At 73.6% G+C, this 13,787-nt stretch carries 13 protein-coding genes; 10 read left to right on the forward strand and 3 right to left on the reverse strand.

The window, feature by feature from the left end:
- Positions 1-44 precede the first annotated feature (44 nt).
- Positions 45-1,847, reverse strand: a complete 1,803-nt coding sequence (gene metG / locus H1D33_RS20705) for a methionine--tRNA ligase (protein WP_181571571.1) — start codon at positions 1,845-1,847, stop codon at positions 45-47.
- A 127-nt stretch (positions 1,848-1,974) separates the two neighbouring features.
- Between metG and H1D33_RS20710 the strand changes: the two genes are divergently transcribed.
- A complete protein-coding gene (locus H1D33_RS20710) occupies positions 1,975-2,808 on the forward strand; it encodes a hypothetical protein (RefSeq protein WP_246411972.1) in 834 nt (277 codons plus the stop codon).
- Between the two features lie 101 nt (positions 2,809-2,909).
- Here H1D33_RS20710 and rsmI read toward each other — a convergent pair whose 3' ends face one another.
- Positions 2,910-3,749 (reverse strand): 16S rRNA (cytidine(1402)-2'-O)-methyltransferase, encoded by an 840-nt coding sequence (rsmI, locus tag H1D33_RS20715; RefSeq protein ID WP_414685428.1) that lies wholly within the window; start codon positions 3,747-3,749, stop codon positions 2,910-2,912.
- A 92-nt stretch (positions 3,750-3,841) separates the two neighbouring features.
- Here rsmI and H1D33_RS20720 point away from each other — a divergent pair, with 92 nt between their 5' ends.
- The 3 genes from H1D33_RS20720 to H1D33_RS20730 all read left to right on the forward strand — a co-directional run bounded on the left by H1D33_RS20720 (position 3,842) and on the right by H1D33_RS20730 (position 7,965).
- Positions 3,842-5,521, forward strand: a complete 1,680-nt coding sequence (locus tag H1D33_RS20720) for a dolichyl-phosphate-mannose--protein mannosyltransferase (RefSeq protein WP_181571569.1) — start codon at positions 3,842-3,844, stop codon at positions 5,519-5,521.
- Positions 5,522-5,896: 375 nt separating this feature from the next.
- Positions 5,897-7,189: a VWA domain-containing protein gene (locus H1D33_RS20725; RefSeq protein WP_181571568.1), complete on the forward strand. Its 1,293-nt coding sequence runs from the start codon at positions 5,897-5,899 to the stop codon at positions 7,187-7,189.
- A 2-nt stretch (positions 7,190-7,191) separates the two neighbouring features.
- Positions 7,192-7,965, forward strand: coding sequence for a peptidase (locus tag H1D33_RS20730; protein ID WP_181571567.1), 774 nt, complete (start codon positions 7,192-7,194; stop codon positions 7,963-7,965).
- Positions 7,966-8,022: 57 nt separating this feature from the next.
- On the opposite strand, the gene H1D33_RS20735 is transcribed toward H1D33_RS20730, so the two are convergent.
- Positions 8,023-8,292 (reverse strand): hypothetical protein, encoded by a 270-nt coding sequence (locus tag H1D33_RS20735; protein ID WP_181571566.1) that lies wholly within the window; start codon positions 8,290-8,292, stop codon positions 8,023-8,025.
- 117 nt (positions 8,293-8,409) lie between these two features.
- Here H1D33_RS20735 and H1D33_RS20740 point away from each other — a divergent pair, with 117 nt between their 5' ends.
- The 6 genes from H1D33_RS20740 (at position 8,410) to H1D33_RS20765 (ending at position 13,731) form a co-directional block, all read left to right on the forward strand.
- Entirely contained in the window at positions 8,410-9,066 is a 657-nt protein-coding gene (locus tag H1D33_RS20740; RefSeq protein ID WP_181571565.1) for a 4'-phosphopantetheinyl transferase family protein, read from the forward strand.
- Between the two features lie 75 nt (positions 9,067-9,141).
- The gene (locus H1D33_RS20745) at positions 9,142-10,539 is read left to right on the forward strand and encodes a hypothetical protein (protein WP_181571564.1); all 1,398 of its coding nucleotides are present in this window, start codon (positions 9,142-9,144) and stop codon (positions 10,537-10,539) included.
- A gap of 127 nt (positions 10,540-10,666) precedes the next feature.
- Positions 10,667-11,386: a VOC family protein gene (locus H1D33_RS20750; protein WP_181571563.1), complete on the forward strand. Its 720-nt coding sequence runs from the start codon at positions 10,667-10,669 to the stop codon at positions 11,384-11,386.
- Between the two features lie 245 nt (positions 11,387-11,631).
- Positions 11,632-12,369 (forward strand): G5 domain-containing protein, encoded by a 738-nt coding sequence (locus H1D33_RS20755; RefSeq protein WP_246411970.1) that lies wholly within the window; start codon positions 11,632-11,634, stop codon positions 12,367-12,369.
- A 90-nt stretch (positions 12,370-12,459) separates the two neighbouring features.
- Positions 12,460-12,915 (forward strand): DUF1579 family protein, encoded by a 456-nt coding sequence (locus tag H1D33_RS20760; protein WP_181571562.1) that lies wholly within the window; start codon positions 12,460-12,462, stop codon positions 12,913-12,915.
- Between the two features lie 120 nt (positions 12,916-13,035).
- The gene (locus H1D33_RS20765) at positions 13,036-13,731 is read left to right on the forward strand and encodes a proteasome protein (RefSeq protein ID WP_181571561.1); all 696 of its coding nucleotides are present in this window, start codon (positions 13,036-13,038) and stop codon (positions 13,729-13,731) included.
- Positions 13,732-13,787 lie beyond the last annotated feature (56 nt).

A 13,787-nucleotide genomic window follows, 5' to 3' on the forward strand; every position in this document is an offset into this window, starting at 1 on the left:
GGACCGCGGCCCCGGGATTCCCGGGGCCGCGGTCGCGTGCGTGCTCAGCCGGCCAGGCGGGCCAGCTCCTCGTCGACGACGGACGGTTCGAGCTTGCGGAACACCGGCTTGGGCGCCGCGAGCGGCCGACCCGCCTCCAGGGGTACGGACTCCCAGCGCGCGCCGACCGTGTAGTCACCGGTGAGCACCGGGTAGGCCGGGCCGCCGTCGAGGTCGTCGACCTCCTCGATCACCGGCATCGGCGCGTGCACGCCGGTGCCGCCGAGCAGCTCGTGGATCTGCTGCGCGGAGTGCGGCAGGAACGGGGTGAGCAGCGTGTTGGCGTCGCTGACCACCTGGAGCGCGACGTGCAGGACGGTGCCCATCCGCGGCTTGTCGTCGTCGCCCTTGAGCTTCCACGGCGCCTGCTCGGACAGGTACTTGTTGGCCTCGGCGACCACCTTCATGGCCTCGCCGATGGCCTGCTTCTGCCGGTGCCGCGCGATCAGGTCACCGACGACCGCGAAGCCGGCCTTCGCGGTGTCCAGCAGCGCCCGGTCGGCGTCGGTGAGCCCGGCCGGGTCGACCGGCGGGATCGCGCCGAAGTTCTTCGCCGCCATCGACACGGACCGGTTGACCAGGTTGCCCCAACCGGCGACCAGCTCGTCGTTGTTGCGGCGGAGGAACTCGGCCCAGGTGAAGTCGGTGTCGTTGCTCTCCGGGCCGGCCACCGCGATGAAGTAGCGCAGCGCGTCGGCGTCGTAGCGCTCCAGGAAGTCCCGGACGTAGATGACCACCTTGCGGGAAGAGGAGAACTTCCGCCCCTCCATGGTCAGGTATTCGCTGGAGACGACCTCGGTGGGCAGGTTGAGCCGGCCCAGCTCGCCGGGCTCGCCGTCGTGGGCGCCCGCACCGGAGTAGCCGCCGAGCAGCGCCGGCCAGATCACCGAGTGGAAGACGATGTTGTCCTTGCCCATGAAGTAGTAGCCGAGCGCGTCCTTCCCCTCGCCGTCCGCCGACCACCACTTCCGCCACGCCTCCGGGTCACCGGTGCGCCGGGCCCACTCGATGGACGCGGACAGGTAGCCGATCACCGCGTCGAACCAGACGTAGATCCGCTTGTCCGACCGGTCCTGCCAGCCCTCCAGCGGGATCGGCACGCCCCACTCCAGGTCCCGGGTGATGGCCCGGGGCTGGAGGTCGTCGAGCAGGTTGCGGGAGAACCGGAGCACGTTGGGCCGCCAGCCCTCCCGGGTGTCCAGCCACTGCCGCAGCGCGTCGGCCAGGGCCGGCAGGTCGAGGAAGAAGTGCTCGGTCTCCACGAACTCCGGCGTCTCGCCGTTGATCTTCGACTTGGGGTCGATCAGGTCGATCGGGTCGAGCTGGTTGCCGCAGTTGTCGCACTGGTCGCCGCGCGCGCTGTCGTAGCCGCAGATCGGGCAGGTGCCCTCGATGTAGCGGTCGGGCAGGGTGCGGCCGGTGGACGGGGAGATCGCCCCGGTGGTGACCTTCGGGACGATGTAGCCGTTGCGGTGCAGCCCGGTGAACAGTTCCTGCACCACCGCGTAGTGGTTGCGGGTGGTGGTGCGGGTGAACAGGTCGTACGACAGGCCCAGCGCCCGCAGGTCCTCGGCGATCACCCGGTTGTAGCGGTCGGCCAGCTCGCGCGGGGTGACCCCCTCGGCGTCGGCCTGCACCTGGATCGGGGTGCCGTGCTCGTCGGTGCCGGAGACCATGAGCACGTCGTGACCGGCCATCCGCATGTACCGGGCGAAGACGTCGGAGGGAACGCCGAATCCGGATACGTGGCCGATGTGGCGCGGGCCGTTGGCGTAGGGCCAGGCGACCGCGGCGAGAACGTGACTCATGAGCGTCAAGACTAGTGATTGCCGTGGGCGCTCCGCGAACCAATAGGGCGGGCGCCCCCGCCGTACGCCCGATTTGTCGCCGACACGCGGCCTGAGCTGCCCGACGAGCCCGGCGTGCCGGTGTCCAATGAACGTCGTGACCAGCAGACCAGCGGCACCCGAGCCGTCCGCGGCCGACCGGACCGCGCGGGCCCCGACCGGCGTCCCGGTGGCCCCGCAGCCCCGGCTGGACCCGGCGGACCCGCCGGTGGAGGTGGAGCCGACCACCGGGGCGCCGCGCGACGCCGTGCCCCGCCGGGTGCCGGTGCGGCAGCCACGCTGGCAGCGACGTTCCGCCCGGGCGGGCGACGAGGCGACCGGCTGGGCGCCGATCGAGGAGGTGCACTGGGACGGCACGCCGCTGCGCGACGAGCCGCGCTCACGTGCCGTGGACGCGCCGTCCCGGCGCCGGCCGGCCCGCCCGGTCCACCCGCCGGACCCGCCCGTCGGGCTGGCCGTGCTGCTGGCGTTGAGCCTGCTCGCCGCGTTCTTCGCCTGGGTGAGCGCCGGCCCGTTCTGGCTGGCGGTGGGGCACTCCACCGGTGGCACCGTGATGATCACCGAGTGCGTCGGGAGCGGGCTCACCCAGCGCTGCCGGGGGATCTTCGAGGCCGAGCGGGACCGCTTCCAGGCCCAGGGGGTACGGGTCAGCGGCGTACCGGCGGGGCACACCGCCACCGGCAGCACGTTGCCGGCCCGGATGACCGGCCCGGGCGGGGCCACCGCGTACGCGGACCGGGGCGTGGGCGGGCACCTGCGCTGGCTGCTCGGGCTGACCCTGGTGGTGGGCTGCGCGGCGGGGATCGCCAGGTGGACCGGCGCGACCCGGTTGACGGACCAGCGGCAGCGGCGCTGGGCGGTGGGGCTGGCGCTGGCCGGCCCGCTGCTGATCACGGTGGGGTTCCTCGCGGCCGCCTGGTGAGGGCGTAAGGCGGGGGCCCCGCTTAACGCTTTCGGTATAGGCGGGGGCCCCGCTTAACAGCGAGGCGTTAAGCGGGGCCCCCGCCTAACCCAGGCCCAACCTCAGCGGTGCACGACCGTGTAGACCTCGCGGCGGCGCAGCCCGTACGCAGTCGCGACCTCGGTGATCGCGTCTCGCCGGGACAGCCCGGCCGCCTCGCGCTCGTCGACTGCGGCGCGCAGCGTGTCGTCGTCCGGCCGGGCGGCCGGCTCCGGTGACGCGCCGGCCACGACCAGGGTGATCTCGCCGCGCACCTCGTTGTCGGCGGCCCATTCGGCCAGCTCGCCCAGCGGCCGGCGGACCACCTCCTCGTAGGTCTTGGTCAGCTCGCGGCAGAGCGCGGCGGGCCGCTCGGGGCCGAACGCCTCGGCCAGGTCGGCCAGCGCCCCGCCGATCCGGTGCGTCGCCTCGAACAGCACCAGGGTGCGTTCCTCGCCGGCCAGCGCCCGCAGGCGGGAGCGGCGCGCACCGGGGGTGCGGGGCAGAAAACCCTCGAAGCAGAACCGGTCGCAGGGCAGCCCGGACAGCGCCAGCGCGGTGGTGACCGCGCTGGGTCCGGGTGCGGCGGTGACCGGGACGCCGGCCTCCAGCGCGGCCCGGACCAGGCGGTATCCGGGGTCGGAGACGCTCGGCATGCCGCCGTCGGTGACCAGGGCGACGGTGTAGCCGGCGGTGAGCACCTCGGCGAGTTCCGGGGTGCGCCGCTCCTCGTTGCCCTCGAAGTAGGAGACGATCCGGCCGGGGACGGTCACGTCGAGGTCGCGGGCGAGCCGGGTGAGCCGCCGGGTGTCCTCGGCGGCGACCACGTCGGCGGTGGCGAGCACCTCGCGGAACCGGGCGGACGCGTCGGCCGGATTACCCAGTGGCGCACCGAGCAGCACCAAGCGTCCCACCTCGGACATTTCCCCCACGGCGTGCGCTCCCTCATCGACGGTCGTACCAATTTCGGGGACGACGGACGCCACCGGGCACCCTCGCAGCCTACGATCGCCGGGTGACGAGTGCGTCGACAGCACAGGAGCCCTCCACCACCGACCCGGCGGCCGGTTCGCCGGGCGACGACGGCGGGGGCGGCGGTGGGATCCCGGCCGCGGTCCGGCGCCGGCTCGCCACCGTCGACGACCAGCTCGGCCGAGGTCAGGCGTGGTTCGCCACCGCCGTCGTGGTGGCGATCGCCGCGATCCTGCGCTTCGTCGGGCTGAGCCATCCGTCCGGCAAGATCTTCGACGAGACCTACTACGCCAAGGACGCCTACGGGCTGATCGACCGCGGCGTCGAGTGGAACTACAAGGACAACGGCCCGTCGTACGTGGTCCACCCGCCGCTGGGCAAGTGGCTGATCGGGCTCGGCGAGTGGGCCTTCGGCTACCAGGACGCCGAGACCAACATCTCGGTGCCCGGGCACCTGATGACCACCGCGCCGGAGTTCGGCTGGCGCTTCGGCGCGGCGGTCTGCGGCACGCTGTCGGTGCTGCTGCTGGTGCGCATCGGCCGACGGATGTTCCGCTCGACCACGCTGGGTTGCGCGGCCGGCCTGCTGCTCGCGTTGGACGGCTTCCACCTGGTGCTGTCCCGCACGGCGATCCTCGACATCTTCCTGCTGCTGTTCGTGTTGGCCGCGTTCGGCGCGCTGGTGCTCGACCGGGACGCCCGGCGGCGGCGCTGGGCGAACGCGCTGGCGGCCGGGCTCGACCCGTCGCTGCCGGGGCGCGCCGGTCGGCCGGCGTCGGGCTGGCGGAACTGGCCGTGGTGGCGGCTGGCCGCCGGGATGCTGCTCGGCTGCGCCTGCGCGGTGAAGTGGAGCGGCGTCTACTTCGTACCGGCGTTCGCGCTGCTGGTGCTGCTCTGGGAGGTCGGCGTCCGGCGCTCGGCCGGGGTCCGCCGGCCGTGGCGCGACGCCGTGCTCGACGAGTTGCCGTGGCTGCTCGTGGCCGGCGTGCTGATGGTGGTCACCTACGTCGCCACCTGGTCGGGCTGGCTGCTCAGCGACGAGGGCTACTACCGCCTGGCCAGCCGCTACCCGGGCGTCGAGGGGTTGAGCGACACCCCGTTCGTCGGCGCGCTCATCAACCTGTGGGAATACCACAAGGCCGCGTACGGCTTCCACACCCAGCTCGACGACCCGCACAAGTACCAGTCCTGGCCGTGGCAGTGGCTGCTGCTGGGCCGGCCGGTCGCGTTCTCCTGGTCCGGCGACGGGAGCTGCGGCGCGTCGAGCTGCGCCTCCGAGGTGCTGCTGCTGGGCACCCCGCTGCTGTGGTGGTCGTTCCTGCCGGCGCTCGCCGCGACGGTCTGGCTGGGCCTGGCCCGGCGTGACTGGCGGGCCGGCGCGATCCTGCTGAGCGCCGCCGCCGGCCTGCTGCCCTGGTTCTGGTTCGCCCTCGACGGCCGGACGATGTTCTCCTTCTACGCCGCGCCGGCGGTGCCGTTCCTGGTGCTCGCCGTGGTCTACGTGCTCGGCGCGATCGTCACGCCCGCGCCGGTCACTTCGACGGCGGCGCCGCCGAGCGCCGAGCAGGCCAACGACCGTCGCCTGGTCGGCGGCATCATCGCGGGCGCCTATGTGCTGCTGGTGGCGCTCTGCTTCGGCTACTTCTATCCGATCTTCGTGGGCCGGATCCTGCCGTACGCGGACTGGTCCGCCCGGATGTGGCTGGACGGCCGCTGGATCTGAGCGTGAGCGCACGACGGCCCGGTGGGGACACCCACCGGGCCGAAATTCGGTTGCGATCATCCGGCCCGGCTGCATAGGCCGGTCGGACCACGAAAAAGCGCGCCCCGATCGCCTGCCACGGGGGAAGCGGGCGATTGGGGCGCGCAAGAAAGAGCTTAACCACACTCCGCCAACCGCACAACGGGTGCGGCCGGGTCAGATTTCCGACCGACGCGCCACCCCCCGAAAGGTTTACATCGGGCATCTAACGGTGGGTCAGCCCGGCAGAACATAACGAGTTCGACATCATCGCCCACCGGACCCCGGTCGCCGGGCACCGCCGGCCGCCCCCGACCCGGATGATCTTCCTAAGTGGATCTCACTACACTTCGCCCGGTGATCAACAAGAGACGATCGACGGCCGTCCTGTTCGGACTGCTGGCGGCGACCGCGCTGATCGGTCCGAGCCCCGCGGGGGCCGACGACGAGACCACCGAACCCGCCGCCGAACCACCGAAGGTCGAACTGGTCCTCGACGTGAGCGGTTCGATGCGGGCCCGCGACATCGACGGGCGCAGCCGGATCTCCGTCGCCCAGCAGGCGTTCAACGAGGTGGTCGACGGCCTGCCGGACGAGACACAGCTCGGCATCCGCGTGCTCGGCGCCGCCTACCGGGGCAAGGACAAGAAGCAGGGCTGCCGGGACACCCAGCAGATCGTGCCGGTCGGGCCGGTGGACCGGGCCCAGGCCAAGGCCGCCGTCGCCGGCCTGCGCCCGACCGGCTTCACCCCGGTCGGGCTCGCGCTGCGCTCCGCCGCGCAGGACCTGGGCACCGGCACCACCGCACGCCGGATCGTGCTGATCACCGACGGCGAGGACACCTGCGCCCCGCCCGACCCGTGCGAGGTGGCCCGCGAACTCGCCGCGCAGGGCACCCGGCTGGTGGTCGACACGCTCGGCCTCGCCCCCGACGAGAAGGTACGCCGGCAGTTGCTCTGCATCGCCGGGGCCACCGGTGGCACCTACACCGCGGCGCAGAGCGCCGACGAGCTGACCGGCCGGATCAAGCAGCTCGTCGACCGGGCCCGCGACACCTACACGGCCGCACCGGCGGTGGTCGGCGGCACGGCGGCCTGCGACGGCGCCCCGCTGCTCGCGCCGGGCGTCTACACCGACCGGGAGACGTTCTCCGAGCACCGCTGGTACCGGGTGCCGGTGCGTCCGGGGCAGGAGCTGCGCGCGTCGGTGAGCATCGCGCTGGACCGGCCGGTCAACCCCGACTACGGGGTGCTGCTGCGGGCCACCGCGCCGGACGGGCGGGAACTGGTCCGCGGCGTCGACGCCGGCAGCGGCCGGACCGACGTGGTCTCCGCCGGCCTGCGCTGGTCGGCCGCCGAGGAGGCGGAGGACGCCGCCACCCCCACGCCGACCCCCAGCGGTACGCGGGCCACCCGGACCGTCTGCCTGGTGGTCAGCAACTCGTTCGCGGCGCGGGACGGCACCCGGGCCGAGCCGGGCATGCCGGTGGAGCTGACCGTGGACGTGGTCGCCGCCTCCCCCGCCCCGGACGGGCCGGACCTCGGCCGCGGCTGGGTCCTGCTGCTCCTGCTCACCCTGGCCGGCCTCGTCACCGGACTGCTCGTCGGGCTGCTCACCCGCTGGTGGGTCGCCACCTGGAGGGAGAACTGAGGATGCGTACCCTGATCCGCGCCGCGGCGGCGACGGTCGCCGCCGGCCTCGCCCTCGCCCCTTCCGCGGCGCTCGCCGCGCCGAGCCCGTCACCGGGCGCGACCACCGTGGCCAAGGCCGGCACCTCGTTCCTCACCGCCACCACCATCGACGCCGGCCAGCCGGTACGGGTCGGCGCCTCGACCGGCGACCACCTCTACTGGTCGTTCCGCGCCGAGGCCGGGCAGGTGCACGAGGTCGGGGTCACGGTCACCTTCGGAAAGCCGCGCTCCGGCGCGTCCACCTGGACCGTCGACGTCTTCGACGGGCTGCGCCGCCGGCAGGCCTGCACGGCCGGCGCGCAGACGCCCACCGCGGAGGCGTCCGCCACCGGCGTGACGCTCGGCTGCACGCTGCGTCGGGTGCGGCCGTGGGCCGAACCGTGGTCGGGTGACCCGCTGCCCGGCGTCTACTACGTCCGGCTCTCCGTCACCGACCTGCCCGAGCCCGACCTGGGCGCACCGATCGACGTGGACCTGGTGGTCGGCGCGACCGACTCCGGTGGCGCCTCCGGCGACGACGGTGAGCTGGCCGCGCCGCTGGTGCCGAACACGCGGGCCGGCACGGTGCTGGCCGCCGAACCGACACCCGAACCGGCCGCCGAGGAGGAGACCGACCTGACCGGCTGGCTGCCCGAGGCCGGTTCGCGCTGGGTCTGGACCGGGGTGGGCGGCGTGCTCGCCGCGGTGGCCGGTGTCGCCGGCTTCGCGCTCACCCGCCGGCCCCGCCGCCGCTGAGACCGCGACCGGTGGCCGTCGTGAACCCGACGCGGCGGCCACCGGACGCTCCGGTCGTCAGACCGGACGCGGACCCCGGGGCACCCAGCCGATGAACCGGTCCTGCAACGCGGTGACCGGCGCGGAGCGCAGGTCGTGCGTGGCGGCCGCCAGGCAGGAACCGAGATAGACGCTCAACGACGCCCGGTCCACCTGGTACTCGATCAGCAGGTGCCGGCGTTTGGTGGCGCAGGGCCACTCGTCGCCGCACGAGCCGCAGGTCCAGTCGGGCGTCACGGGGACGTGCTCGCCGGACCGTGGTTCCGACGCCTCCACACCGGGGGTCATCGGCCACTCCTTCCCTGGATGTCGACGCTGCCTCCCCCCGCAACGTTCCTTCAGCGCCACACTGCGCTCCGGCGTTACGGTACGGTCACCGCGTGTTCCCGTCACCCACCGACGCTCGTGCATGACCTCCTGCCGTCCACCGTGGCGGTTGCGGTGGCCGGCCCGGCCGACTTCTCCGGCGACCTGTTGCCGGCCGAGCGCGTCGCGCTGGGCGACCGCGCGGTGCCCAGCCGCCGGCGCGACTTCACCGCCGGCCGGGTGTGTGCCCGGCGTGCGCTCGCCACGCTCGGCCTGCCGGTCGCGCCGGTGCCCGCCGGCGCGGACCGCGCCCCGGTCTGGCCGGCCGGGGTGGTCGGGGCGATCACCCACACCGACGGCTACTGCGCGGCCGCCGTCGCCCGCGCCGCCGACCTGCGCGCGGTCGGCATCGACGCCGAGCGGCACCGGCCGCTCTCCGAGGGGGTACGCCGGAAGGTGTGCGGCCCCGACGAGGAGGCGGACCTGGCCCGGCTGCCGGTCGGCCCGCCCTGGCCGACCGTGGTGTTCAGCGCCAAGGAGACCGTCTACAAGGTCTGGTACCCGCTGGTCGGCACCTGGCTGGGCTTCCCCGACGCCCGGGTCACGCTCGACCCCGACGCGGGGACGTTCCACGCGCGGATCGCGCCGGCCCGGCTCGCCGCCGCTCCGGTGCCCGATCCGCCGTCGACCCTGACCGGACGGTTCGCGGTGGACGACGGACTGGTGCGGACCGCCGCCGTCCTGCCGCACCGGTGAGGGCCTGACGGCCGGGTTGACCCCGGCTTGTACCGTCGTTCCGACTGAAAATCCCGAAGGTGCCCAAGGAGTACGGTGAGCCACCCTCAGCCTCCGTCCGGGTCGCAGGACCCGAACCAGCAGCCACCGGAACCGCCGACCGAGGCGTTTCCCACCGCGCCGATGCCGCCGGTGTCCGGCAGCCCCTGGGCGAAGCCCGCCCCGGACGCGCAGCCCACCTCGGGCGCGCCGCAGCAGCCGACCTCCGGGGCTCCCGCCTCCGGGGTGCCGCAGGCTCCCACCTCGGGCACGCCCTACCCGGCGCCACCCACCGAGGCGTTCCCGCCCGCGCCGCCCACCTCGGGCACGCCCTACCCGGCACCGCCGACCGAGGCGTTCCCGCCCGCGCCGCCCACCTCGGGCACGCCCTACCCGGCACCGCCGACCGAGGCGATCCCGCCGGCCGCGCCCACGGCGGCGTTCCCGCCCGCGCCGCCGACCGAGGCGTTCCCCCCGACCCCGTCCACGACGGCCTTCCCGCCGTCGCCGCCGACCTCGGGCGCGCCGTACCCGCCGCCGGGCAGCGCTCTTCCGCCGCCGGGCGGGGAGTACCCGCAGGCCGGCGCGTACCCGCCGCCGGGTGGTTCCTACCCTCCGCCGGGCGGGGAGTACCCGCAGGCCGGCGGCTACCCGCCGCCCGGTGGCTCGTACCCGCCGCCGGGTGGCGCCTACCCGCCGCCCGGCGGGGCGCAGCCGCCGTATCCGCCCACCTCCGGCGCGCCGTACCCGCCGCCCGGGCAGTACCCGTCGGGCGAGGCGTACCCGGCCGGCCCGTACCCGCCGCCGCCGGGCCAGCAGTTCGGGCCGCCGGCGAAGAAGTCCAACAAGAACGTCTGGCTCACCATCGGCATCGTGGCGGCGGTCCTGCTGCTGCTCTGCTGCGGCGGCGGCATCTTCGCCATCTACAGCGGGGCGAAGAAGACCCAGGAGGCGATCGACAACCTGCCCACCCCGGGCGTCACCTACAGCGACCCGGTCGACTCCCCGACCACCGCCGCTCCGACCGCCACGCCGCAGCCGGGCACCACCGACAACCAGACGTTCAACATGCCGGCCGGCGACAAGCTGATCATCAACGACGACGAGGGCACCGTCGAGATCACGGTCGGCAACTTCCAGACCAAGAACGCCGCCTGCCGGGAGTTCATGCCCGGCCCGAAGAACGGCATGTTCCTGATCGCCGACGTGACCGCCGAGGTCACCAAGGGCACCGGCTCGATCAACCCGTTCTTCTTCACCTGGAAGGGCGCGGACGGCACCGAGGAGAGCGGCATCGGCGGCGCGTTCTCCGGCTGCGGCAAGCTGATGACCTCGGGCAACAACCTGCCGGTCGGCTCCAAGCGCAGCGGCCAGCTCATCTTCGACGTCAAGGACCGCAACGGCGTGGTGGAGTACGAGCACCACCTGCGTACCGCCGGGTCCTGGAAGCCCTGACCCGCACCACCCCGCACGAGGGGCCGGTCCCGCCCGGGGCCGGCCCCTCGTCCGTTCGGGTGGCCTCGCCAGGCCATCCGGACATTTCCATGTGCGCGTGCCGCCCGCCGGTCGGCAGGCTCGAAGCATGGCCGACGAGACCACCATCCCGCTGCTGCCGTGCCGCCTCCTCGACGACGTGGCGCCCTTCTACCAGGCCCTCGGCTTCGAGGTGACATACCGGCAGGCCCGCCCCAACCCCTATCTGGCCCTGCGCCGGGAGGACCTCAACCTGCACTTCTTCGGCATGCCCGAGTTCGACCCGGCCAACTCGTACGGCAGTTGCCTCGTCGTGGTGGACGACCTGGCCGGCATCCACCGCGCCTTCGCGGCGGGCCTGCGCGCCGCGTACGGGAAGGTGCTCGTCTCCGGGGTGCCCCGGATGACCCGGCCCCGGACGCGCAGCAACCAGGACGGACACACCGGTTTCAGCATCGTCGACCCCGGCGGAAACTGGATCCGGTTCGTGGCCCGGACCCCGACGCCGGACGCCGACGAGGCCCCGGCCGGGCTGGCCCGGGCGCTGCGCAACGCGGTGGTGCAGGCCGACTCCCGGGGCAACCCCCGACAGGCCGCGAAGATCCTCGACGGCGCGCTGGCCAAACCGGACGCCGCCGACGACCCCGCCGTCGAGGTGGAGGCGCTCGTCTACCGGGCGGAGGTGGCACTGCTGCTCGACGAGCCGGACACGGCGCGGGACCTGCTGCGCCGGGCCGGGGCGGTGCCGCTGGACGAGGAGCGACGGACGCGGCTGGCCGACACGTTCCGGCACGCCGCCGACCTGACCGCCGCGCTGCCGCCCGGCTGAGGCCGCCGCTCGCCGGGAGTCGGACGCGGCGGCCGACGCTGGATGGGCCGTCGGGTGGGTGTCCCGGGGACCGCTGGTCGCCACGGTTCCGGCCGAACCGGTGCCTGCGGTCGCCCGGCCAGCACCGGGACTCATCGGTCGGTCCGAATCCCGCCATCTTCGTCATGACCGAGTGTCGAACCGTCGGCACGGAGCGCTCCGGTTGACCGCTGGCAATTGTTGTGGGCGAAAGCAGACTGAGGTGCGTGACGCATCCATCACCGCAGAACCCGTCGACCGTTCCGTTCGGCGCGCTGCCGGCGCACCCGCCGTCGAGGTGGCGCCGACTCTCCCTCGGCGCGAAGGTCGCGATCGTGTCCGCAGGCGTGCTGGTGCTCTGTTGCTCCGGCGGAGTGGCGATCGGCATGAGCACCGACTCCCCCGCCGGGCCGGGCAACAAGGACGCCGCGCCGGCCACGTCCGCCACGACCGGCGTCGAGGCCGCGGCGCCCGCGCCGGCGGTCGCGGATCTGGCGACCTCGACCCCGGCCGCGTCGCCGACCGAGGCGAGCCCGAGCGCGTCCCCGTCGCCCGAGGTCCAGACCAGGACCGTCACCTCGACCACGAAGATCCCCTACCCCACCAGGACGGTCAAGGACTCCACCCTGCCGAGCGGGACCAAGAAGGTACGCACACGCGGGGTCACCGGTGTCCGCACCCTCACCTATCAGGTGACGGTCACCGACGGCGTGCAGACCGCGAAGAAGCTGATCCGCTCGGTCGTCACGCGGCAGCCGGTCACCCAGGTCGTCGCCGTCGGCACCAAGCAGGCACGCAGGTGCGACCCGAACTACAGCGGGGCCTGCGTGCCGATCGCGAGTGACGTCGACTGCTCGGGCGGCAGCGGCAACGGTCCGGCGTACGTGGACGGTCCGGTCCGCGTCATCGGTAGCGACATCTACGATCTGGACCGCGACGGCGACGGGGTGGGCTGCGACGACTGACGGGATCGCACGCCACCTCACGTCCCCGCCTCTCCGGGACGTCGGGTGAGGACGGTGACCGCCGTCCTCACCCACCCCTATGCTGGGCCGATGGTTCTCGCGGACGTGGCCGGCTCCTGGGTCGGCACCAACGGCTTCCGGCTGATGCCCACCGACCCGCTCGTCGAGTCACCCGCCACGCTGACCGTGGCGACCGCCGCCGGTGGTCACCTGACCACGGTGGCCTACTCGTGGGCGCATCCGGACGACGGTCCGCAGGACGGCTTGGTGCTGATCGCCGCCGGCGAGTCGCCGGGTTCGCTGGTCGCCTGGTGGGGCGACTCCTGGCACCAGCAGCCGTCGACCATGGCGCTGACCGGCACGGCGGACGGCACAGCTCCGGTCACGCTGACCGGCGAGTACGGCGGCGGTTGGGCCTGGCGGATCGTGTTCGAGACCGTCGAGCCGGGCCGCCTGCGGATGCGGATGGACAACGTCGTCCCGGACGGCCAGACCGAGCCCGCCGGCCCGTACCCCGTCATGGTCACCGACCTGCGCCCCGCCTGACCGCTCCCGGCAGCGGGGCTGCCGGGCGCTCCGGAGGTGGGACGACACCTGTCGGGGTGTAGGCCGGCGGGATGTCGGGTACCTCGCGCCCGACCCCTTACCCCTGCTCAGGAGGATCCTATGACCGTGGTACTCGCCGTTGTCTGCAACGACGGGGTGGTGATCGGCGCGGACTCCCAGATCACCGAGAGCGACCGCGGTCTGAGCTTCCCCGCCCAGAAGCTGCACCCGCTGGGCGACTGCGCCGCCTGGGGCGGCAGCGGCGCGCGAGGAGTGCTCAACGACCTGCGCCCCCTCCTTCAGGACTCGGCCACCGCCATCCTGGAGGCACCCGACATCGGCGACGAGTTGCAGGAGCGCGTCCTGCCCGTCTTCAAGAAGCACTACGCGAACTACATCCCGGACGTGCCCGGCGAGGGCAGCGGCGGCGGAGTCTCGGCGTATCTGCTCGCGGCCGGCTTCAGCCAGGGTGGCCCGTGGATCGTGGAGATCAACCCAAACGGGCTCATCGGCCGCTACGAGGACGTGGGCTTCCACGCCATCGGCTCCGGCGCACCCATGGCCCAGCAGGCCGGCGCGCTGCTGTCCCACTTCCGGATGACGACGCGACCCGTCGAGTTCGGCGTGGTGGGCGTGGTGCGCGTGCTGGAGGCGCTGGAGCGGACCTCGCCGTCGGTCGGTGGGCCGTTCAGCGTCGCGTGCATCCGCGAGGAGGGTGCCCACCACCTCGACGAGAAGGAGATCGCCAAGGCGCAGAAGGACGCCGAGCGCTGGCGCGACCTCGAACAGGAAGCGCTCGACAAGCTGTTCGACTGACGCCGGCCGCTGATGCGACGAAGGCCGTCTCCGATCAACGGAGACGGCCTTCGAAC

The organism is Micromonospora ferruginea (genome assembly GCF_013694245.2).
GTDB classification, from domain to species: domain Bacteria; phylum Actinomycetota; class Actinomycetes; order Mycobacteriales; family Micromonosporaceae; genus Micromonospora; species Micromonospora robiginosa.

What these genes read in the sequence shown, in the direction of transcription:
- H1D33_RS20765 (WP_181571561.1), top strand. Translation starts at nt 13,036, where the DNA reads ATGACCGTGGTACTCGCCGTTGTCTGCAACGACGGGGTGGTGATCGGC.
- metG (WP_181571571.1), bottom strand. Translation starts at nt 1,847, where the DNA reads ATGAGTCACGTTCTCGCCGCGGTCGCCTGGCCCTACGCCAACGGCCCG.
- H1D33_RS20710 (WP_246411972.1), top strand. Translation starts at nt 1,975, where the DNA reads ATGAACGTCGTGACCAGCAGACCAGCGGCACCCGAGCCGTCCGCGGCC.
- H1D33_RS20760 (WP_181571562.1), top strand. Translation starts at nt 12,460, where the DNA reads ATGGTTCTCGCGGACGTGGCCGGCTCCTGGGTCGGCACCAACGGCTTC.
- H1D33_RS20730 (WP_181571567.1), top strand. Translation starts at nt 7,192, where the DNA reads ATGCGTACCCTGATCCGCGCCGCGGCGGCGACGGTCGCCGCCGGCCTC.
- rsmI (WP_414685428.1), bottom strand. Translation starts at nt 3,749, where the DNA reads ATGTCCGAGGTGGGACGCTTGGTGCTGCTCGGTGCGCCACTGGGTAAT.
- H1D33_RS20735 (WP_181571566.1), bottom strand. Translation starts at nt 8,292, where the DNA reads ATGACCCCCGGTGTGGAGGCGTCGGAACCACGGTCCGGCGAGCACGTC.
- H1D33_RS20750 (WP_181571563.1), top strand. Translation starts at nt 10,667, where the DNA reads ATGGCCGACGAGACCACCATCCCGCTGCTGCCGTGCCGCCTCCTCGAC.